The organism is Parabacteroides sp. Y3-G-102, from assembly GCF_023656845.1.
Lineage (GTDB): Bacteria > Bacteroidota > Bacteroidia > Bacteroidales > Tannerellaceae > Parabacteroides > Parabacteroides distasonis.
On the sequence record NZ_JAMOKU010000017.1, the window covers coordinates 21,447 to 43,627 of the forward strand.

At 42.7% G+C, this 22,181-nt stretch carries 24 protein-coding genes; 19 read left to right on the forward strand and 5 right to left on the reverse strand.

The features are described 5' to 3' along the window. Positions 1 to 168 precede the first annotated feature (168 nt). The 3 genes from NBH16_RS10260 to NBH16_RS10270 form a co-directional block, all read right to left on the reverse strand. Positions 169 to 375 (reverse strand): DUF4248 domain-containing protein, encoded by a 207-nt coding sequence (locus NBH16_RS10260; RefSeq protein ID WP_005857347.1) that lies wholly within the window; start codon positions 373 to 375, stop codon positions 169 to 171. 96 nt (positions 376 to 471) lie between these two features. Further along, positions 472 to 2,310, reverse strand: a complete 1,839-nt coding sequence (locus NBH16_RS10265; RefSeq protein WP_250788470.1) for a DUF3987 domain-containing protein — start codon at positions 2,308 to 2,310, stop codon at positions 472 to 474. A 75-nt stretch (positions 2,311 to 2,385) separates the two neighbouring features. Beyond that, complete coding sequence (locus NBH16_RS10270; RefSeq protein ID WP_250788472.1) at positions 2,386 to 2,946, reverse strand: BT4734/BF3469 family protein; 561 nt, start codon at positions 2,944 to 2,946, stop codon at positions 2,386 to 2,388. A gap of 195 nt (positions 2,947 to 3,141) precedes the next feature. Between NBH16_RS10270 and NBH16_RS10275 the strand changes: the two genes are divergently transcribed. From NBH16_RS10275 to NBH16_RS10355, 18 genes are all read left to right on the forward strand, one after another. After that, complete coding sequence (locus NBH16_RS10275; RefSeq protein ID WP_121962287.1) at positions 3,142 to 3,504, forward strand: hypothetical protein; 363 nt, start codon at positions 3,142 to 3,144, stop codon at positions 3,502 to 3,504. A gap of 62 nt (positions 3,505 to 3,566) precedes the next feature. Then, positions 3,567 to 5,132, forward strand: a complete 1,566-nt coding sequence (locus NBH16_RS10280; protein ID WP_250788473.1) for a PD-(D/E)XK nuclease domain-containing ATP-binding protein — start codon at positions 3,567 to 3,569, stop codon at positions 5,130 to 5,132. A 38-nt stretch (positions 5,133 to 5,170) separates the two neighbouring features. After that, positions 5,171 to 5,320: a hypothetical protein gene (locus NBH16_RS10285; RefSeq protein ID WP_250788475.1), complete on the forward strand. Its 150-nt coding sequence runs from the start codon at positions 5,171 to 5,173 to the stop codon at positions 5,318 to 5,320. A 23-nt stretch (positions 5,321 to 5,343) separates the two neighbouring features. Beyond that, positions 5,344 to 5,511 carry an AAA family ATPase gene (locus NBH16_RS10290; protein WP_250788477.1) on the forward strand — a complete coding sequence of 56 codons (168 nt, stop codon included), beginning with the start codon at positions 5,344 to 5,346 and terminating at the stop codon, positions 5,509 to 5,511. A gap of 3 nt (positions 5,512 to 5,514) precedes the next feature. Continuing rightward, a complete protein-coding gene (locus tag NBH16_RS10295; protein WP_250788479.1) occupies positions 5,515 to 5,928 on the forward strand; it encodes a DUF4435 domain-containing protein in 414 nt (137 codons plus the stop codon). Beyond that, positions 5,894 to 6,211: a hypothetical protein gene (locus NBH16_RS10300; protein ID WP_121962289.1), complete on the forward strand. Its 318-nt coding sequence runs from the start codon at positions 5,894 to 5,896 to the stop codon at positions 6,209 to 6,211. Before NBH16_RS10295 ends, NBH16_RS10300 begins: the two co-directional genes overlap by 35 nt. 329 nt (positions 6,212 to 6,540) lie before the next feature. Further along, entirely contained in the window at positions 6,541 to 7,983 is a 1,443-nt protein-coding gene (locus tag NBH16_RS10305; protein WP_250788481.1) for a lipopolysaccharide biosynthesis protein, read from the forward strand. 128 nt (positions 7,984 to 8,111) lie between these two features. After that, positions 8,112 to 9,284, forward strand: a complete 1,173-nt coding sequence (locus NBH16_RS23410; protein ID WP_350457262.1) for an EpsG family protein — start codon at positions 8,112 to 8,114, stop codon at positions 9,282 to 9,284. A gap of 60 nt (positions 9,285 to 9,344) precedes the next feature. Then, positions 9,345 to 10,061 (forward strand): IspD/TarI family cytidylyltransferase, encoded by a 717-nt coding sequence (locus NBH16_RS10310; protein WP_121962292.1) that lies wholly within the window; start codon positions 9,345 to 9,347, stop codon positions 10,059 to 10,061. 4 nt (positions 10,062 to 10,065) lie between these two features. Further along, positions 10,066 to 11,118: an NAD-dependent epimerase/dehydratase family protein gene (locus tag NBH16_RS10315; protein ID WP_158563037.1), complete on the forward strand. Its 1,053-nt coding sequence runs from the start codon at positions 10,066 to 10,068 to the stop codon at positions 11,116 to 11,118. A gap of 51 nt (positions 11,119 to 11,169) precedes the next feature. After that, on the forward strand, positions 11,170 to 12,093 hold the full coding sequence (locus NBH16_RS10320; RefSeq protein WP_121962294.1) for a LicD family protein: 924 nt from the start codon (positions 11,170 to 11,172) through the stop codon (positions 12,091 to 12,093). Positions 12,094 to 12,123: 30 nt separating this feature from the next. Further along, a complete protein-coding gene (locus NBH16_RS10325) occupies positions 12,124 to 13,437 on the forward strand; it encodes a DUF362 domain-containing protein (RefSeq protein ID WP_195473386.1) in 1,314 nt (437 codons plus the stop codon). Then, positions 13,437 to 14,816, forward strand: coding sequence for an acyl-CoA synthetase family protein (locus NBH16_RS10330; protein ID WP_250788483.1), 1,380 nt, complete (start codon positions 13,437 to 13,439; stop codon positions 14,814 to 14,816). The genes NBH16_RS10325 and NBH16_RS10330 overlap by 1 nt, the downstream gene beginning before the upstream one ends. Before the next feature lie 12 nt (positions 14,817 to 14,828). Further along, positions 14,829 to 16,106: a TolB-like translocation protein gene (locus tag NBH16_RS10335; RefSeq protein ID WP_250788484.1), complete on the forward strand. Its 1,278-nt coding sequence runs from the start codon at positions 14,829 to 14,831 to the stop codon at positions 16,104 to 16,106. 141 nt (positions 16,107 to 16,247) lie between these two features. Then, positions 16,248 to 16,562 (forward strand): nucleotidyltransferase domain-containing protein, encoded by a 315-nt coding sequence (locus NBH16_RS10340; RefSeq protein WP_008778387.1) that lies wholly within the window; start codon positions 16,248 to 16,250, stop codon positions 16,560 to 16,562. Beyond that, the gene (locus tag NBH16_RS10345; protein ID WP_005857332.1) at positions 16,559 to 16,963 is read left to right on the forward strand and encodes a HEPN domain-containing protein; all 405 of its coding nucleotides are present in this window, start codon (positions 16,559 to 16,561) and stop codon (positions 16,961 to 16,963) included. The genes NBH16_RS10340 and NBH16_RS10345 overlap by 4 nt, the downstream gene beginning before the upstream one ends. A gap of 136 nt (positions 16,964 to 17,099) precedes the next feature. Next, positions 17,100 to 18,410, forward strand: a complete 1,311-nt coding sequence (locus NBH16_RS10350; RefSeq protein ID WP_196008679.1) for a UDP-glucose dehydrogenase family protein — start codon at positions 17,100 to 17,102, stop codon at positions 18,408 to 18,410. Between the two features lie 2 nt (positions 18,411 to 18,412). Next, entirely contained in the window at positions 18,413 to 19,189 is a 777-nt protein-coding gene (locus NBH16_RS10355) for a glycosyltransferase family 2 protein (protein WP_250788485.1), read from the forward strand. Between the two features lie 70 nt (positions 19,190 to 19,259). On the opposite strand, the gene crcB is transcribed toward NBH16_RS10355, so the two are convergent. Together crcB and pheS are read right to left on the reverse strand one after the other, a co-directional pair. After that, positions 19,260 to 19,646: a fluoride efflux transporter CrcB gene (gene crcB / locus NBH16_RS10360; protein ID WP_008772297.1), complete on the reverse strand. Its 387-nt coding sequence runs from the start codon at positions 19,644 to 19,646 to the stop codon at positions 19,260 to 19,262. Positions 19,647 to 19,717: 71 nt separating this feature from the next. Continuing rightward, entirely contained in the window at positions 19,718 to 20,737 is a 1,020-nt protein-coding gene (pheS, locus tag NBH16_RS10365) for a phenylalanine--tRNA ligase subunit alpha (protein WP_121962298.1), read from the reverse strand. Positions 20,738 to 20,905: 168 nt separating this feature from the next. Here pheS and NBH16_RS10370 point away from each other — a divergent pair, with 168 nt between their 5' ends. After that, positions 20,906 to 22,180 carry a hemolysin family protein gene (locus tag NBH16_RS10370; RefSeq protein WP_005857328.1) on the forward strand — a complete coding sequence of 425 codons (1,275 nt, stop codon included), beginning with the start codon at positions 20,906 to 20,908 and terminating at the stop codon, positions 22,178 to 22,180. Position 22,181: the final 1 nt, after the last annotated feature.

The following is a 22,181-nucleotide window of genomic DNA, read 5'->3' on the forward strand; positions in this document are numbered from 1 at the left end:
AATGGCCGCCGGACTACGCTGCCCATCGTAAGCCCCTTTGGATAGGCATTGTAAGCCTCTTTGAATGGGCATTGTAAGGAGCCTTGGATGGGCGTTCTAGTTGATAGTTGACAAGTGGCAGTTAATTCACCGCCGTGCGCAACTGTCACTTGTCACCTGTCAACTAATTTACGGTTCTCCGAGGTAGTGGATGATCAACCCCACCTGTCGTGGCGTGAATATACGTTGCTCGGGGCGGTAGCCCGTCTCCCGCAGCTTGTCGTACAGCTCCGTGCATCGGATGATCCAGCGGCGTAGACGGTTGCAGGCTTGATGGGAGGCCAGTTCCGGGAAATAGGATGCCGCCAATGCGGACTTTCTTAATGGTAAGGACATTTGATTTATTGTTTATGGATTATGAATCTGGGAAAATGAAACTTGCGAACTTGCAAACTTGCGGTCGGTTCCATACCTCACACACATACATGTACATTATAAAGGGGATTGGGGTGTCTGGCGTTGTTTGGCCGTGAATATATATTCACCCCGTGCGTTCTTTTGGATCACGCCCTTTTCCAGCATACGCCGTAAGTGAGAGTCTAGGGTATCGGTACCCATGCCGATCCTCTTTGCCTCCCGGAGCGCCTCTTGGCGGTTGAAGGCGAGGGGGAGGGCATCGAATAACGCCTCCTGAGGTGTAGGTTCCCGTTGTTGCACGTCGGTGGCGGGCAGGATAGACAGGATATGGCAAGCGTGCCGGTAAAGAGGCTCGGTGAGGTTGAGCACGGCCTCGAAATCAGCCCCTGTCGCTGTCAGGTCCAGTTTCGGTACGATACCGTCTCGGACATTCTCTTCCGGTATGTCATCGGAAGGGGAGAGACCGGGGCATTTGAAAATGGAGAATTGAGAATTGAAAATTGTTTTGTGTGGTGGGAGGAGTTTTTCCGTGGCTCGTAGCAGGGCCACCACGCTTAGGATTCGGCAGATGTTGATGGCGATACGTGCCACGGTGCTTCTCATGGCTCCCCCATGCGTGAAACCCGCATGGCCGAAAAGTTGCGCGAAACGTTCGTTGAAACGGATTTTTTGCTCTTCGGACAGCTTGAGCTGAATGAGATTCACGGAAGCGCCGAGCCACTCGATGAACGTCTTCCACTGTTTGCCCCATCCGGTGAACCGGGAATCATAATCCTCATCGGACAGGTCGAACTGGTCTACCCATTCGGTGATGGAGGGCATATAGTAAAACATCTGGCGTGAGAACAATCCGTTCTCGGCCGAGGGAATGAGCGGTTTCACCTGTGCCGGTGTCCCGCTTAACAAGACACTGAGAAAAGATTTCATACATTCCAGATACTCATGGTTCATACGCCGGTTAAAGGCTAGCCGGTCATGATCGTAACATTTGCGCAAGGTATCGCTCCAATGACCGTAATCCGTGCCGATGGCGGTGCTGACGGTATCCGCCTCGGTCTCGCAGATCAGCCCCACGCCGTCCGCCTCGATGAGGTTCTCCAATACGCCCGTTCCAGAGTTGTCGCCGGCGATCAGGAACATCTTAGGCTTTGGCTCTTCCGGCTCGGGGGTTTTCGCTCGTTCCTTGCCAAGGGATCCCCAGCGTGCCTTCTCCAGCCGGTATTCCTTGCGTAGGGATTTGAATTCCTCCATCATTGCCTCATGGATCGGTTCGGCTAGGTGGCGTACCCAAGTGAGCGCCCCTTTTCCCGAGGCGGGAGGTGCCACGATGAAGGTTTGCAGGCAGGGATAATGGTATTTACGTCCGTAGAGTATGCGCAAGTGCTTGTTGAGGGTAGCGCCTAGCACGGTGACGGCACCTAGCAGCAGGATATCCCGTTGCGCCGGGGAGTCACCGCAGTCGATGAGCTGGTTCAAGAAAGGGGGCCAATCATAGTTTCCGAAGACGGGCATATTAATGTACGCCTCATGTGCGCAGGTGTGTGTGAGAGGATGAGAGGGCTGCAAGTTTGCAAGTTCGCAAGTTCCGGGCTGTTTCCCGGCGTAGCTCCGGGCGGTACCGGCCAGTTGCTTGTCGAGTTTCACGCCGGCGGTCTCTGCCCAGTGATAGACAGACCCGATTCCGTTTCGCCCGTTGCCCCCTTTGAGGGCGTGGTCGAAGAGTCTATCCGCCTCGTCGGACACATACTTTTCCGAGATACGGCAGATGCGATGGAACAACGACCGTCCCGCCTCGCCGCAATCGTTGGCGATAGCGAAGGCCAGCGGCATATACTCTTGATAGGTGGGAGCGACGTTCGCCCCCTGTTTCTCGATAGCGGCCACGAGCCGCTCTAAATCTTGAATGGTGTTCATGGTGAATGAATAATGATTAATGAAGAACGATCTATAACTGTCACTTGTCAACTGCCAACTAAAAAGTCAATGGTTTCACTTTCTCAGTTTCGCAGAGGAATCCGAACAAAGGAAACAAGCCCTTGACAGGTCGGCGTTTGAGGTATCGGCTTTCAGTCCGTATCTCCACTCAAGGTATTCCCAAGCCGATCGTCGTGCCTCGTCGAAGGCCCACTCGATCGTGGCGGTAACGGACAAACGATAAGGCACGAAGAGCTTTACGCCTGTGTTACTGGGGCTGATGAAGGCGAGGTCGGGGCGTAGCCGCTCGTCGGCGAACAGTGTGTCTCGCCACGTACAAGCCTCCTCGGGCGAGGCGAGATGATCGATATCGATAACCAGTTCACCCGAGGGAAAAAGCAACCGGTCCTCCTTTCGGTAGGAGAATACCCCGGCGGGCGTGACATAGGGCAGCAGGCTTTGCTTCAACTGCCTGAACCGTTTCTCGTCGTCCAGTGCGACACGTGTGCGGTCCGTCCGATCCCGTAGCCATTCATTGGTGCTGACGTAGGTGTACAATTGGTCGATACTGACCACTCCGTTTGGCACTTGATTGGTAATTGGAGCGTTGTAAAAAGACATGATGGATTCTTTCATTGTGTTTGTTTTTTAATAAGGTTTAAACAATGATGATCCAAGGCTTTCGCTTCGGATCGCAGGTAAAGATATAGCCTTTGAATTTGTGGGTGGTACACTCATGGGTGCGCCAATTTAAGAGTGTTATAACTTATTTTGATCTTTCTTCAAGGTCTTAGCGTTTCACCATGGGGAGATTTCCCCCTTTGAGACGTAATGATCGAACCACAAAGCTCGGATCCGAACCCTTGGATTCGTGTGGCGTCCTTCGAGGTATGCCTCATCTTGGATCGTTGGGGGCTGTCCTCCGTGCGAGACGCTTCCGAGTTCTTGGGCATCAGCCGCCAAACACTATCGAAGTTGAACCCAAGCCATCCGGATGGTAGCCTGCGGCTGGAATCGTTGGATCATGTCTACGCCATCTTTCTCCACTTGGTGCCCTTCTATTTCCCGGAGAAGGAACGTGAGGCCGAGCGAAGGAAGCTTCAGTACTCCCGCAGCCGGATACTGGAACTGAGCTATCGGTTACCGGAGAAGGTGAGGGAGAGGGTGGAGAAAGAGAGGGGGATTTGTGATTGATGGTTGATAGTTTGCCGGAAATGTGTTATATTTGTGTTTCAAAATCATAAATCTTCATAGCTATGGAGCAACGACGATTATATCCGATAGGTATCCAGACATTCTCGAAATTACGGGAGGGTAATTATGTGTACGTGGACAAGACTGAGTTGGTGTACCGTATGACGCATGGAGCGTCGAGTTATATCTTCTTGAGCCGTCCTCGTCGCTTCGGTAAGTCCTTGCTGACCTCCACGCTCCGCAGCTACTTTGAGGGCCGGAAGGAGCTGTTCGAGGGCTTGGCTATCGAGAAGTTGGAGAAGGAATGGAAGAGTTATCCGGTGCTTCATTTCGATATGAGCCTCGGCAAGCACTTGGATCGGGAGGGTTTGGAACATTATTTGGGGCGTCGTTTGTCAGAGTGGGAGTCCATTTATGGGCGTGATGAGAATGCGCTTATGGTGAACGACCGCTTGGAGAGCCTTATCAAACGTGCCTTCGAGCAGACCGGACAAAAGGTGGTTGTCTTGATCGATGAGTACGACGCTCCTTTGCTGGATGTGGTGCATGAGGAGAAGAATCTGCCCGTGTTGCGCAACGTGATGCGCAACTTCTACAGCCCACTGAAGGCATGCGACCCCTACCTGCGTTTCGTCTTCCTGACCGGCATCACGAAATTCTCCCAGTTGAGTATCTTCAGCGAGCTGAATAATATCAAGAATATCAGTATGCTCCCCGAGTATGGATCGATCTGCGGTATCACGGAAGAGGAGATGCGAGAACAGATGGGTGAGGGCATCGACCGTTTGGCCGGCAACCTCGGCGTTACTCCGGAAGAGGCCTTGGAAGTCTTGAAACAGAATTACGACGGTTATCATTTCACGTGGCCGTCGCCCGATATATACAATCCGTTCGGTTTGTTGAACGCATTGGCCGATGGCCGGATCGACTCCTACTGGTTCGGTAGCGGTACGCCGACCTACTTGGTCGAGATGCTGCGTAAGTACCACGTAATCCCGCAAGAGATAGGTAATCGTAAATGTGTGGCGGCTGATTTTGACGCTCCTACGGAACGGATGACGAGTATCACGCCATTGCTTTATCAAAGCGGTTATATCACGATCAAGGGCTACTCGGCGTTTTCCGGTCTTTATAAGCTTGATATCCCGAATAAAGAGGTCCGGATCGGCTTGATGCGCAGCCTGTTGCCCAACTATGTGCAACGTCCTGCCGAGTTGAATACGATGGTGGCGGAAATGGCGGAGATGATCTACAACGGTGACATGGATGGTGCGTTGCGCTTGATGCGCACCTATCTCTCCACGATCCCCTATTGCGATAACACGCATTACGAAGGCCATTACCAGCAATTGCTCTATGTCATTTTCACGCTGATCGGTAATTATGTCGATGTGGAGGTCCGTACGCCGCAAGGCCGTGTGGACATGGTGCTCCGCACACCTTCCACGCTTTACGTGATCGAGCTGAAATTGGACCAAAGCGCCGAGGCTGCCATGGAGCAAATCAATTTGAAGGATTACCCCGAACGTTTCGCCCTCTGCGGCCTGCCGGTGGTGAAGGTGGGGATCAATTTCAGTACGGAGAAGAGAACGATCGAGGGATGGAAGATTCTTGTAAAACATACATAAGATCGTTTTCCCTGCAAGGATTATGGGGGCATAAAAATGTGGAGTGGTTGAATGTTAATCCCGATGTCAATGTGCTGGTTGGAATTAATGGCAGTGGAAAGACTACATTGATGAATATCATGTATGCTTATTATACCAATGACGCGAAAGAACTAAGAAAGTATAAATATCAGGAGATTCTTTATTAGAGAAGAAACCGGCTATCATATTTATGGATGAACCTGAAATTTCATTGCATATTAGATGGCAAAGAGAGATAATAGATAGGATGCGTCAGATAAATCCTTTCTGTCAAATCATCATTGCTACCCATTCACCAAGCATGTTTGGAACAGGATGGGGGGATAAAGTAGTTTATATGGAGGATATAATAAAGTAAACTATGCCTGAATCAGTGTCTGCCATAGAGGCGCAAGCCGAGTACTTTGCCAATATTCCCATTATAGACAGAACATATAGGGCTTCTGTTCCTCTTAATTTTTTCATCTGCATAGATAGCGATTTGAGATATTTGTCAGAGGAACAAGGTATAGATAGTGATCACTTTATTTTGCAGACATACGGATATTCATGGGAAAATCATTATTGCTATGCCGAGAAGTTAGAAAAGTCGTGGAAAGAAAAATGTCCGAAAAAGTTACCGGCTTTCAGTTTCTCGCATTTCATCAATGAATTTTTGTCTATCATATATGCAGACTTCCTGCATTTCCTTACGATGAGAAAACGTGGATTCAAAAAAGACTTTCCATTAAGATGTTTTGATGAATCTATTCCCCGACAATGCAATAGCAAGTGAGTTAGCGGAAAATGGAAAAGGACTCATTGGTAAGATAAAAACAGATTTCCCTTATGTAAATGCGCAGGACAAGGCATACTTTCAACATTTAGGAATAAATGAAAGTAATGTATATCTGCACATAAAAGGGCATACAATCTATACATTGATAAAATCAATAGGTAACTGCCTTTGCTACCGCTCCAGAATAGACTTTGAAAAAGATATTCTATTAGATAATATACAGACCATGGGGTATTGGGAAATGGACAAAATACGAGAGGATATTTTGGCACTTTCTTGATGCCGCTATTATAGCATAAAAGTGGTATGAGTATCTGTTACCTGCCTTCATAATTTAAAAAGAAAGATTATTTAGAGAAAGCCATGCTCTAACTTTCAAATATGAGCCGCTGTATGCAAATAGAAAAGATATTGCATAAAAAATATTGAATCAAAAGCACTTTTTATAAAGATAAAACTTGTGTTACTGTCTGAAAAATGGCGGGCGCTAGATTGGTGTCTTATATTCGTCGTAACCCGAATTTTGGGCATATACCTTGAAAAAACTATTAGGAGCATTAGCCAGAATTTACATTTTACCATTTATAGGAAAAAGTTAAAATATAATATATGTCAGAGTTGATTAAAAATAAGGCTATACGTGGTGTAGCGTGGAGTGCTGTTGAAAAGTTTGCTCGTCAAGGATTGATGGCACTCTTCACTATCTTGATTGCACGACAACTTTCGCCTTCTGACTATGGGCTAGTAGCAATGCTTACTATACTCTTAGCTATAGCGCAGATCTTTGTGGATTCTGGTTTTGTGGAAGCTCTTATTCAAAAACAAGATCGCACAGAAATTGATTTTTCTACTACTTTCTGGTTTAATATTGGAGTTGCGTTGGTTATTTATAGTATATTGTTTATCTCGGCTCCATTGGTTGCTAGTTTTTACAAGGAACCATTACTAAAAGAACTTCTTATATGGTTGTCGCTTTTGTTCGTTATCAACTCCTTTCGTACGGTGCAACAAGCGAAGTTGAATATTGCGATGAACTTTCGTCGTCAGGCTTGGATTTCTGTTATTGCTATATCTGCAAGTGGCGGAGTAGGTCTGTGGATGGCATATCACAGTTTTGGTGTTTGGACATTGGTATGGCAGCAACTTTTGCAGAACTTTTTGAACGTAGTGTTACTTTGGATCTCTGCCGAGTGGAAACCTACGTTGATTTTTTCCAAGGATTCATTCAAGGAGTTGTTCAACTTTGGGTCAAAACTATTGATAAGTCGTACAGTAGATGCCGTTTATTCCAGTGGATCGTTCCTTCTGATCGGAAAATTCTTTTCTCCTACGGTGACAGGTTTGTATAGTCAGTCCATACAGATGACGAGTCTGATGCCCCAAACTATCACGGATATAATAGCTCGTGTGGCTTATCCCATCGAATGTGAACTGCAAGACAAGGAAGAAGAGTTACAACAGCGTTTTTTCCAGATGCTTCGAATGGCGTGTTTCGTTTTATTTCCTCTAATGATGGGTCTGGCGGCATTGGTCGAACCGGTGGTACGGCTACTGTTGACGGAGAAATGGTTGGCTGTGTGTCCTTTAATACAAATCCTTTGTTTTGCATGGATTTGGAGACCAGCGTCGCATATGAATTGGCAACTGCTGAACGCCAAGCATCGTAGCGATTATTGCCTAAAAGCGGAGATTATCAAGAAATCTATTGCGATTGTTTTATTGGTTATTATGCTCTTTTTTGGGATCAAAGCGGTTTGCTTTGGAGTATTAGCTTACTTTATTGTCGATGTTTATGTCATGACTCGTTTTACTCGCCGTATATTATCTCAAGTTACCTTTATGGAAGAGATGCGAAACTTGTTGCCTATCTTGTTGCAGGCTATGCTTATGGGAGTTTTAGTTCATTTTCTGAAGTATCTCATCTATTCGGATCTGTTATTGATAGTTTCAGGTATATTCGTAGGAATAACTTTATATGCCGGAATCTCCATAGTCTCTGGAAGTGTGGAGATAAGGATGCTGTGGGGAGAAATAAGAAAGAGAAATAGGTAATATTTTGATAATTGATAAATATACTTTTCTGTATAATGTTAACATTTACACATGCTTTTATATGACGTTCCTGTCTACACTAGTAATGGTAAAAAAATAATAGAAAGATGATTTACTTATTCATATTCATGTATCTACTGATTTGTGTCATCTTGTATGATGTATATGAGAGGAAGCTACATTTAAGGGCAAATTATATTGTACTGTATTTCCTTTTTACACTAATAGCAGGATTGAGATGGCGTTTAGGAGTAGATACTGTTAATTATATGAATTTTTTTCAATATGAAATGCCTCCATTATCTCAATTATCTATTGAATACATTACAGAGTCCCGATATCAGCCATTCTGGCTCTTGCTGAATGCTGTCTGTAAAGGTCTTGGTAGTTTTACCCTTGTGCAAATATTTGTCAGTGCATTCTTTCATGCTTCTGTTTTTTGTTTTCTCTGTAAGTCATGTACGAAGCCATTTACTGTATTAACTATTTATTATCTCTATAGTTATTTCTATTTCTCGATGGAGATAATGAGAGAGTCTTTGGCTATTTCTTGTTTTCTATTTGGTGTTACTTGTTTGAATAATGGAAAAGTATTGAAATATTATATATGGTCATTATGTGCATTTATGTTTCATTTTTTTGCTATTCTTTTGTTTTTGCTCCCATTGCTTACTTTAATGCGATATCATTTGAGAATAAAAATATTTGTAGTTATATTATTATTGACGGTATGGCTCGTGTTTAAAATTCAGATATTAACCTGTATTATAACTTTTGTTCCTTCTGTTGTAGCAAATAAGTTGGTTAATTATTTTTTTGTGGATAGATATGGTTCAAATATGTGGCGTTTAACTGGATTTGTATATAATTTGTTTCCTCTGCTTATCGTGTCTATATTTTTTTACTTGTATTTTTGCGTAAAGTGTAAAGTTATATTTCTTTTAAAAGAAAATTTATGGATAAGCTGTGTTTTATTATATTCTTTATTGCTATTTTTAAGCATAGATATGTCCATTCTTTTGAGATTTTCCAATTATATGTATTTTATAGTAGCTATATTGTATGCTTCTTGTCTGTATATCATTAATTTCAATAAAGTATCACATAGTATTTTTATTTTAATATGTTTTTGTCTTATGTTTGGACTCAGAATCTATATGCTAGCAAGGCCTGAGAGGGTTTTTGATGACTATAAATTACGTATACATGGTTATGCGGAGTTTTTTCCTTACACTTCTGTTTTTGACAAGGACGAGCCCTTAGAAAGATCAATATTGCATTCTTATTGGGGAGATAAATGACGACTAATAAAAATAAAATCCTGTTCAAATTTTGTTGTTTTAAATAAAAAAAGAATAATCATGAACATCGCCATAATCTTTGCCGGAGGTTCCGGCAAGCGTATGAATACAGTGGCTAAACCCAAGCAATTTTTGGAGTATCGAGGAAAACCTATCATAATCTATACACTTGAGATTTTTGATAATCATCCTGATATTGGCGGAATTGTCGTTTCGTGTATAGAGGAGTGGATTCCTTATTTGGAGAAATTGATACGTAAGTTTGAGATTACCAAGGTGCGAGCTATAGTTCCCGGTGGAGAGACGGGGCAAGATTCTATTTATAATGGATTGATAGCTGTAGAAAATTTATATCCCAAGGATAGTTGCGTATTGATTCATGACGGGGTTCGTCCTCTGATTACTGAGCAAACGGTTTCTGATAATATAGAAGCCGTACGTTTGTACGGATCTAGCATTACTTGTATTCCTGCTATAGAAACATTTGTAGTCTCCAAGATGGAGGGAGATTTGGAAATACCTTCTCGAAAGGACTCTTTAGTGGCAAGGGCTCCACAGAGTTTTGTCTTGTCTGATATTTTAACAGCTCACCGGAGGGCACGAGAGGAAGGGCGGCATGATTTTATAGATAGTTGCTCTATGATGAATGCATATGGTCATAAGCTACATACGATCATCGGCCCGATGGAAAATATAAAAATCACGACACCAACCGATTATTTTGTATTTAAGGCGATGGTGGGTGTGCATGAAAATCAACAGATATTTGGATTTTAACGATATGTTTAGATATAAAAATACGATCGTGAGGAACGATATGGAGGAGATGCTTCGTGTCAATCTTCCTTGGGACAAGCTGGGGGGGAAGTCTTGCTTGGTGACTGGGGCGAATGGAATGATTGCCACGTATATGGTTTATTTGCTAATGTCTCTCGTGAGGGATAAGGGGATGGATATCCGTGTCGTAGCCTTGTCTCGCGACCGGAAGAGGGCAGAGGAACTTTTCGCTGACTTTTTGGAGGATCCCCATTTTGAATTGTTGATCCAAGATGTGTGTGAGTCGATCCATAGGGAAGGGGGTATGGATTATATATTCCACTTCGCAGGAAATGCCAGTCCTTATTACATCCAGAATGATCCCGTAGGGATTATGAAGAGTAATTTATTAGGGACTATTAACGTGTTGGAGCTGGCAAGGGAAAAGGAAACAGAGAAGGTGCTGTTCGCTTCTACTCGTGAGGTTTATGGAGATAATGCGGGGAAAGCATCCTTGGCGGAGTCTTCCTTTGGTAGGCTGGATTGCTTGGATGCCCGCTCCTGTTATCCGGAAAGTAAGCGTGCGGCAGAGACCTTGTGTAAGAGTTATTATCTGCAATATGGGATAGACTTCAATTCGGTACGAATCGCCCATACGTATGGACCAGGGATGAGATTAGAGAACGATGGTCGTGTAATGGCAGATTTACTGAATTTTGTTATTCAAAATAAAAATATCGTACTAAGGAGTAAAGGGGAAGCGTTGAGAGCATTTTGCTACATAACAGATACCTTGTTGGGATTGATGTTTGTTCTTTTTTATGGAGAGGAAGCATCTGCCTACAATTTAGCCAACGAAACGGAGGAGACAAGCGTCCGTTCGCTAGCGGAAACGTTGATAGGGATGAGTCCGGACAAAGGTTTAAGAATTGATTACGACATTCCCGAGAATCAGTCTGTTGTTTATTGTGATTATATAAGGGTTGCTTTGGATACCTCCCGATTGGAAGCTTTGGGCTGGAAGCCTTGTGTCTCTTTGGAGAAGGGGATGAAGCGGGTGTTGGGAATTTATCCGTGATTGAGTGTTTGGAAAGTCGAAGTTTAATAATTATAATAGATAAGTTAGGATATGTTTAGTATAGGAGATTATGTGAAACGTACTGATTTACAGAATAAAATAGATTTGAAGATATTGAGTGAACAAGAACTGAAATTTCTTCAAGAGAGTATATTGGACATTTATAGAGATGTCCTATCTGTATGCGAAAAGGCTGGCATTAGGGTGATGATGGTGGCAGGAAGTGCGATAGGGGTTGTTCGTCATAAGGGTTTTATTCCGTGGGATGATGATATGGATATGCTAATATCTAGAGATGAATATTATCGTTTTGTAGAAGCTTTTTGTGAAGAATTTGGCGATAAATACTATGTTACGTCTCCTTTTTCAATAACACAATATAAAGACCTTTGTATACATATAATTCGTAAAGATATTACATTGATATCTTTGTTTGATTTATCTAAATTATATCCGAATGGAGTGGCGATAGATATTTGTACTTACGAGTATGTTCCTGATAATTGCATTCTACGAGTTTTACATGGATTTATTTCTAATTGTTTATTATTTATAGGAAACTCTAGAAAAATGTATTTGTGTAAGAATAAGTATTGTGACACTTTCTTCTCTTTAACTATGAAGTCTAGGATCATGTATTATTTTCGTTTGTTTATAGGGATTCTTTTTTCATTCTTTAGTTATGCTACTTGGTGCTCTTGTTTGGATAAATGGGTTTCTCTCTTTAATAAAAGAAAAGGTAAATATGTGACAATCCCAACTGGTTATCTTCATTATTTTGGAGAAATGGTTCCTTCGGATGTATTTGATCCTGCTAAAGAGGCCGTCTTTGAAGGACTTAAGGCTTTTATCCCTAATAGAGTTGATACCTATTTGAAAAATCGATATGGAAAAGATTATATGGTGATTCCTCCTAAGGAAAAACAAGAGGTACATCCTGTTGTCGCATTTAGTTATGGGATTACAAGTGAGTGAAATATAATAGAAAATTTTATAGTCTGGCGTATGAACGTATATGTAAATGAACAATTTCCTTATCTTGATTTCATGGATATCCGTCCGGGAGATCGAGTGGTTTTGAAGCCAAATCTCGTAAAAGAGGGAAAGGAAACAGATAAAAATGAATGGAAATGTGTTGTTACATCTCCAGAGTTGATTCGGTATGTAGCGAATTATGTATGTGAGAAATTACAAGGGAAGGGCGAGGTCTTTATTTGTGACGCTCCTCAAACCGATTCCTCTTTCGAGCAGATAGATAAAAAACTAGGCCTAACAAAAATAGCTTCGGATTGTACCTCTAAGTATGGAGTGCCGGTACGAATAATTGATTTGCGGAATGAAGAGTGGACAAGTGAGAAAGGGATTATCACACATAAAAAGAAATTGGCCGGTGACCCAAATGGAACAGTCCTTTTTAATTTAGAAAAGAACAGTTTGTTTTATGGGCATAAGGGAGAAGGTAACTATTTTGGAGCAGACTCTAATTATGAGGAGCTGAATAAACATCATAGGGGAACAACGCAAGAATATTTACTTTGCGCTACTCCTATTATGGCAGATGTGGTAATTTCCTTGCCAAAAATGAAAACACATAAAAAAACAGGTGTTACTTTAAGTATTAAGAACTTTGTAGGGATAACGGCTGATAAGAATTATTTGCCCCATCATACATGGGGGTCTCCCAAACATGGAGGCGATGATTATCCTGATACTTCATTTAAACGACAATTCGAGACATGGGGATCCAAGTTCGTAAAAAGGATAATAATCAATATTCCATTTATAGGAATTAAGATGGCTCAAATACTTCGTGCAGAGGGGGAGAAGGTATTTGGCGCTACGCACAATACAATCCGGAGTGGGAACTGGTATGGGAATGATACCACTTGGCGAATGACACTGGATTTGAATCGTTGTCTGATATATGGGAATCCGGATGGTACGTTTCGGAAAACAAAAAAACGTTATTATTCAGTTATAGATGGTGTTATTGCCATGGAAGGAGCTGGTCCGATGCAAGGAGATCCGAAAGTGTGTGGTATCTATATATCGGGAGAGGATCCCGCTAGTGTGGATGCTGTCGCTACAACACTGATGGGCTTTGATTGGAAGAAATTACCAGTGGTATATGAGGCCTTCTCAAAGCATGAAATGCCTATATCTGAAATTGATCCCCAAAATATAAATGTTGTCAGTGATATTAAAGATTGGAGTGGTAGTTTGGATGAACTGAGAGATAAAGATCATCTTGATTTTGTTCCTTATTTTGGTTGGAAAGGCCATCTGGAATTGCCTAATTATCAAAAGACGAACGACTGATGAATACTATATCTATTTACTCATCCCTTCCTTATTGGCTGCAGAATATAGCCGTATCCCTTCACGGATACAAGCTAAAGAAACAGCGTTTTAACGATGACTTTTATAAGATCTTGGACTTCTTGAACTCAACCCATGGTTGGTCAAAAGAACAGATTCGTTCTTATAAAGAAGAACATACCTTTAAAATATTGGAACAAGCTTATAATCACTGTCCTTATTATCGAAAGAAATATACTGACGTAGGTTTATCCCCTTCTGATTTTAAGCAATTGGGAGACTTGCAAAAGTTCCCGATTCTGACGAAGGAAGAAATCCGTGAGAATTGGCTTGGCCTAGTGGCTGATAATATTCCCCGAAAGGAACTTATACGATTTAACACCAGTGGTTCAACGGGAAAAGCGTTGGACTTCTATTGGACTAAATATAGCGCAGCTTATTATTGGGCGGTAGACCAAAGGTATAAAAATAGGTTTGGTTTTACTTTGGGAAAGGCTTGCGTTAACTTTTCCGGTCGTCCTATCGTTCCTATTTCAACCTCAAAACCTCCTTACTGGAGATATGATCGTGTCTTGAACCGTTATTTCATCAATATGCATCAGCTGAATGAAGTGAAAATACGGGATATTGTAAATTGGATTAATTCAAAGTGTATAGAAATGTTTATAGGATATCCATCTATTATGGCAGCTTTCGCAAATGAGTTGACTAATGCGGAGATGGCTTTGGATTTTCCTCCTAAACACATATTCACGGGTGCCGAGAAGTTATACGAGAATCAGAAAAATATCTTACAGGCTGTTTTTAAAGGTGTCCAAATCCATGAGTTGTATAGTTTTTCTGAGCAAGCCGCTATCGCTACCCATTGTATCCACTCGGTTTATCACGAGGATTTCGAGATTGGTCATATGGAATTGGATCAAGCTGTTCCTACAGAGAGTGGGATGCAGGGTGAGATTTTGGCTACCGGGTTCGCTAATCTTGGTATGCCTTTTATTCGTTATCAAAATGGGGATACGGCAGTGTTCTCCGACCGGGAATGTGGATGTGGATTACATAGCCAAATTATAGAAGATATTGTTGGTCGCAATGAAGACTATATAGTTACACCAGAGGGGCTTCACATTCAGCGTCTGGATTATATTTTCAAAGATACGTCGGAGGTGAAGGAGTGTCAAGTAGTCCAAAAAGTATTTGGTGAAATGATTTTACGTATTGTGAGAAGGAATTCCTATAGTGTGGCTACGGAGAAGAAATTGTTGGTAAATATATCTCAATGGATAAGCCCTACCATAAAGGTAAAATTTGAGTATGTGGATGAGATTCCCCGTACAAAAGCAGGGAAGTTTAAGGCGGTCGTCTCTGAATTGAAAAAATAATCGTGTTGATTTATGAATAAACTAGAATCTACCATCTATAACCTCGTCCGTAAAAATCCAGCCTTAAAGCAGTTCGTGCGGAATATGTATCAAGACATATTTGATTTGCTGCCAAGGAAGAAGGAGTATTTCGCCTCTCCCTATCAATATCGAGAAGGCTTCTTTTTCGGATTTCACGATGTCACGCCTTTTTCTTTTGATGAGACCAAGCTATTGGCGAATCAAAATAGGTTGGATTTGCGTATGCCTTTACCTACGGAAGGACTGGATGTCGGATATTTTGATTTGGAGCAAGGCCTTATAAAGGACTTTCATAGGGTGGATACCTCTTACGCATGGAATTATCATAAAGGATGCAGGCTGCAATGGTTGGATAAGAACCGGATGATTTATAATACGGCGATAGCGAATCGGCTTGTGTCTAAGATTCATGATTTATCGACAGGGGAATACCAAGTAATAGACTGCCCGATTGATGCGGTCTATCAAGATGAGCAAAGATCTTTGGCCTCTTCTTTTAGTTATGAGCGCTTGGAGCGTTGTATGCCCGGGTATGGTTATCCTTATCGGGATGGAGGGAAATTGGATGATCCGGCACCTAAAGATAGCGGTTTGCTCTTGGTGGATTTAAAGGAGAATACTTCAGAGTTGCTTATCTCTTTGTCTGAGTTGGCACAGATGGAAGATGAATCCTATAGGCAGGGGTATATGCATTTTGTAACCCATTCGGAGTTCTCGAAAGACGGTCGGTATCTTTCTTTCTTATACCGGAAAATACCAACCGATGGGGATTATATGAGGCGGCATACCAAGATCATGGTTTATGATTTGCGTGATCGGCGACTTATTACCTTACCTACTCAAGAGTCCGGTTCTCATTATGTATGGAATAACAGGAATCAATTGATAGCGTCTTGCATTATAAATGGTAACAGTTGTCATGTATTGTATGACATGAAAGATGTAGCTCATTATCAAATAATAGCAGGGGATGTGTTGAATTCGGATGGTCATCAGTCCTTTATCTCGGATACGTCTTTTGTGGCGGATACTTATCCGGATAAATATAGGATGGCAAAAATCTATAAGGCTGATATCAATACTCAAAGTGCGGATTTGTTGCTAAGTATCTATTCTCCCAAAGAGTTTCAAACGAAAGATTTTAAATGCCATATAGCTTGCGATTTACATCCCAGAGTATCCCCTTCTGGGAAGTACCTATGCTTTGATTCGCCTCGTACTGGAAAACGGGGGTTGTATATAATGCCATTGTCGGTACCGGCTATGTAGGCAAGGTGTCTTATACGATAAAAATCAAGAAGAATATTTGTGGCCTAGCTAAAAGTAAGTATATTTGTGGTGGTAACTATCGTGCGATGGCTGTAAATCAATATGATCGATCGTATGATAATATGTTTATTTTGTACAACAATGAGGAAGGACGATATATTATATTCTCTTAGGGCTTTGATAAAGCAAGTGATGCCAGCTGGAACAAAGGTTTTTTTGTTTGGTTCGCAAGCCCGTGGAGATGTCCATGATGAATCGGATTGGGATATTCTAATATTGTTGGACAAGGAAAAGATAACCTCTGCGGATTTTGATACCTATGCCTATCCTTTAATCGACCTAGGATGGCAATTTGGCGAATATTTTAGCACTAAGTTATATACCTTTACTGAATGGATGAAACGTAAAGGTACTCCTTTTTTCAAGAATGTGGAATTAGATGGTATAGAACTATGAATCTAACAGATGAAGAACGGGAAGCCCTTGTTATAGCAAGAAAGGCTAGAGCTTTTGATACTTGGGAGGAAACCAAAGGGATCGTAGAGTGTGGTTATTGGCATGCGGCCGCTAATAGAATGTATTATGCTTGTTATTATATGACCACGGCACTGTTAATTAAAAATGGCTTTCAGGCTTCTACGCATTCAGGAGTGATTCGTTTATTAGGTCTTCATTTTGTAAGTACAGGAATAATCAGTAAAGACTTGGGACGTTTTTATAGTAAACTATTTGAGTTGAGACAAAGTGGGGATTATGATGATTGGATTGTGATCGATGCCAATGAGATTCTTCCCTTGATGGATTCTGTTGATAATTATTTGAATACCTTGCTTTCGTTGATAGAGGGAAAAGCATGAGGCTATCCTTGTCTTCTTTGCCGTAAATAGTTTAAAAAATTGAATATCGCATATCATTTGGCTTGGTATGCGTAATATACGTATACCAAAACTTGACTTCTCTATAGATTTCCTGAAATATATAATCTTATAACTTATGAATATCGCAATTATCGGCACCGGCTACGTAGGCCTGGTGTCCGGGACTTGTTTTGCCGAGATGGGGGTTGATGTCACTTGCGTGGATGTCAACCGGGAGAAAATAAATGGCTTGTTGGAGGGGAATATCCCGATTTATGAGCCGGGGTTGGAAGAGATGGTATTGCGTAATTCCAAGGAAGGCAGACTTCATTTTACGACGGATCTGGCCTCTTGTCTGGATAACGTGGATATCGTTTTTAGCGCCGTGGGTACGCCACCGGACGAGGATGGTAGCGCCGACCTGCGTTATGTGTTGGAGGTCGCTCGTACGTTTGGCCAATATATTAAGAAATATACGGTATTGGTAACCAAGAGTACGGTTCCCGTGGGTACGGCACGGAAGGTAAAGGCTGCGATTCAAGAGGAGTTGAGTAAACGTGGGATGGATATCCCCTTTGATGTGGCCTCGAATCCGGAGTTCTTGAAGGAGGGTGCGGCCATCAAGGATTTCATGAGTCCGGATCGGGTAGTGGTCGGTGTGGAGTCGGAGAGGGCGAAGGAGATGATGCGTAAACTTTACCGTCCGTTCCTCCTGAATAATTTCCGGGTGATCTTTACGGATATTCCCTCGGCGGAGATGATTAAGTACGCGGCTAATTCCATGTTGGCTACTCGTATCTCGTTCATGAATGATATAGCGAATCTTTGCGAGTTGGTTGGCGCTGACGTGAATATGGTCCGGAAGGGGATCGGTTCGGACAGTCGAATCGGTAATAAATTCCTGTATCCGGGATGTGGCTATGGAGGTAGTTGTTTCCCTAAAGACGTGAAGGCTCTTATCAAGACGGCGGAAAAGAATGGTTATCCGATGGGAGTGCTAAAGGCCGTGGAGGAGGTGAATGAACGTCAGAAGACGATCCTTTATACGAAGCTTAGAAAACATTTTGACTCTTTGGAGGGGAGAACGATCGCTCTCTGGGGCTTGTCTTTCAAGCCGGAGACGGATGATATGCGTGAGGCTACCTCTTTGGTGATGATTGATCTTTTACGGAAAGCGGGTGCCGTGGTCAAGGTGTTTGATCCTGTGGCGATAGGCGAGTGCAAACGTAGAGTTGCTGATCGGGTTGTTTACGCGAAGGATATGTATGAGGCGGTAATCGATGCAGACGCATTGTTGTTGTTGACCGAGTGGAAACAGTTTCGCTTGCCAAGTTGGGCCGTGATCAAGAAAGTGATGAGGCAACCTTTGCTGCTGGATGGTCGCAATATCTATGACGCGAAGGAATTGGGTGAGCTAGGCTTTACCTATGAATGTATCGGAAAATAGTTATGTATAATTTCGGTTTGGTCTCCATTATTACTCCTTCTTATAATTCTTCGTCTTTTATAGCGGGAACCATTGAGTCGATTCTTTCGCAGACTTATCTTAATTGGGAACTGTTGATTACTGACGATTGCTCTACGGATCGTTCTGTTGAGATCATAGAGCGGTATATTCAAAGGGATTCCCGTATTAAGTTGTTCCGGTTAGAAAAGAATTGTGGGGCGGGTGTTTGCCGGAATCGCTCTATCTCGGAGGCCAAAGGACGATTTATCGCTTTTTGCGATAGTGATGATCGATGGTGTCCGGAGAAGCTGGAGAAACAGTTGGCTTTTATGCGAGAGAAGGATTGTGCCTTATCTTATACCTCGTATATGACTTGCGACGAGAGTGGAAAGATTTCCAGCATTGTTATCGGAAAAAGAAGGGAGACCTATTTCTCTATGCGGTGTGATGATGGGATTGGCTGCTTGACCGCTGTCTATGATACGGAGAAAGTGGGAAAGGTCTTTATGCCGGAATTACGTAAACGGCAAGATTGGGGGTTATGGCTTACCATACTTAGGCGTTGTGAGGTCGCTTACGGCTTGAAAGAGCCATTGGCGATTTACCGAATTCACTCAAGTTCTATCTCTCGGAATAAATGGTCTCTCATAAAGTATAATTTACGTGTTTATAGAACGGTTCTCGGATATTCCCCGATGGCTTCGTATCTGTATTTCTTTATTCTGTTTTTACCTTCTTATTTTTCTAAGAAAGTATTCTTGAGGTTAGTAAATAGATAATTTGGAAACAGCTTTATTCGATATAACACGGCCTTGTCATGACTGACTTGTGCCGTGTTTTTTTATTTATTTACTTGATCATTGCAATGATATTCTTCCCAAGTATGATCCCAAGGAAGACCGCTATCAAACCAAGGATATTACTGGCAAGTACATTGAGTAGTGCCATCTTGTATTCTCCGGTACGCATAAGTACCATCGTGTCGAGAGCGAAAGAAGAGAAAGTCGTGAAACCACCGAAAAGACCAGTGAATAGGAAAGCTCTTGTATTGATAGAAAAATTATAGGCTTCCGCTATACTCCAGCAGAAGCCGATTAAAAAGGAGCCGATCACATTGACCGACAAGATACCAAAAGGAAAGGAGTAAAGCATCGATCGTTGCACCCACGTGGAAACTCCGAACCGTAGCGCAGATCCGATAGCTCCTCCTATTATTAAAAGAAAAACCTTTATCATAATTAACCTAGTGTGTTTCCCCCGGGCTAGGTTAAGGCCCGGGGAGATGGTAAATGATTTAGGTTTTCAATTTAATTGGCCGACTCAAACTGTCTCAAGAAACGAACATCGTTTTCCGAGAACATGCGTAAGTCTTTTACTTGGTATTTCAAATTGGTAATACGCTCGATACCCATTCCCAATGCGTAGCCTGAATAAACCTTGCTATCGATACCGCAGTTCTCAAGCACGTTCGGGTCTACCATACCGCAACCGAGGATCTCTACCCAACCGGTTCCTTTACAGAAGGGGCAACCCTTACCTCCACAAATGTTGCAGGAGATGTCCATCTCGGCGGATGGCTCCGTGAACGGGAAGTAAGAAGGACGCAAGCGAATTTTTGTATCCGGACTGAACATTTCCTTGGCGAAGAACAACAAGGCTTGTTTCAAGTCGGCGAATGAGACGTTCTTATCTACATATAACGCTTCTACTTGATGGAAGAAACAGTGAGCACGATAGGAGATAGCCTCATTACGATATACACGTCCCGGACAGATGATACGGATAGGCGGTTCTTGCTTTTCCATTACTCGGGTCTGTACGGAAGAAGTATGTGTGCGAAGCAATACATCCGGGTTATGCTGGATAAAGAACGTATCTTGCATATCGCGGGCAGGATGGTCCTCGGCGAAATTCAAGGAAGAGAAGACATGCCAGTCGTCCTCGATTTCCGGTCCCTCAGCGATGCTGAATCCTAACCGTCCGAATATATCGCAAATTTCTTTCTTTACAAGTGATAGAGGATGACGAGTGCCTAGTTCGATCGGGTAAGCCGTACGAGTCAAATCAATATCATCGTTTGCGGTCTGTACATTCTCAAAGCTTTCTTTTAATTCGTTGATCTTGCTCTGGGTTGTTTCCTTCAGTTCGTTCAAGTATTTACCAACCTCACGTTTTTGATCAGCCGCCACATTACGGAAATCATTCATCAACGCCGATATCTCGCCTTTTTTGCTGAGATACTTTATACGTAAAGCTTCTAGTTCCTCGGCATTTGCCGCTTTCATATTCTCTACTTCATGAAGCAGAGCCTTAATTTTATCGAGCATTTCTAATCACACTTTGTATTTGTCATGCAAAAGTACGCCTTTCTTTTGAAACCGCAAGGGATTCGTAAGGTTTTTTAGTTAAATGTAAGCGCAGACACTTAGGTGTCTTGTTTTATATATTAAAGTATTTATATATCTTCGCAGCATAATCAAACTATAAATTAATTAATGGAAATAGTCATTATTATTGGCCTTATCTTACTGAATGGAATTCTTGCGATGTCGGAAATCGCTTTGGTCTCGGCCCGGAAGGCTAGGTTGGAAACCGAAGCGAAACGTGGTAATAAATCTGCGGGCACTGCTTTGAAGCTGGCAAATGAGCCGGATAAGTTTCTCTCAACCATCCAGATCGGAATTACCTTGATCGGTATCTTGACCGGTTTGTACTCTGGCGAGGCGTTAGCTCATAATTTCGCTGTTATAATAGCGCAAATACCGGCCCTAGAACCGTATGCGTTGGGGATCGCTAAAACGACGATCGTTATTATCGTGACGTATCTTACACTTATATTCGGAGAGTTGGTACCGAAGCGGATCGGCATGGGGTGTGCCGAGAAGGTCTCTATGTTAGTTGCTAAACCCATGAATTTTCTTTCCTTGATATCTTCTCCTTTTGTTTGGCTACTTTCAAAGAGTACGGCGTTGGCTGTGAAGATGACGGGCGTGGATACGAAAGAGGAAAATAGGGTAACAGAGGAAGAAATCAAGGCGATCGTGAAAGAGGGCTTCGACGGTGGCGAGGTGCAAGAGGTAGAGCAGGACATCGTAGAGCGGGTCTTTAATCTGGGAGACCGTAACGTGGGTTCTATCATGACGCATCGTAGCGAGCTGGTTTGGCTGGATGTGACGGATAGTACGGAGAAGATTCGGGAGAAAGTGGAGGAGAACTTATTTAATATATATCCCGTGGCTTCGGAGAAGTTCGATAATATAGTAGGAGTCGTTTATCTGAAAGATTTGTTCGGAAGGATCGACCAACCGGATTTCTCGATCAACCAAGTACTTCGCCCGGCACAGTTCGTTCCCGAGAACCAGAGCGTATATAACGCCTTGGAATCTTTCAAGCAGACACACGTGAAATATGGACTCGTTACGGATGAGTTCGGAGGCATTCAAGGTATCGTAACCTTGAAGGATATCATGGAAGGCTTGATCGGGCAAGTACCGGAAGTCGGAGAGGAGTCCGAGATCATACAACGTGAGGATGGTACTTGGTTGGTGGACGGCCAATATTCTTTCTATGATTTCTTGGAATATTTCGACATGGAGGATTTGTATGCCGAGCATGATTATAATACCTTGAGCGGCTTGATCCTAGAGATATTGGAACGTGTACCGAAGACGGGTGAGAAATTAAAGTGGCTGGACTTTGAGTTCGAGATCGTAGATATGGATGGCGCCCGGATCGATAAGGTTTTGGTCAAGTACTTGAAAAATGGGTAAA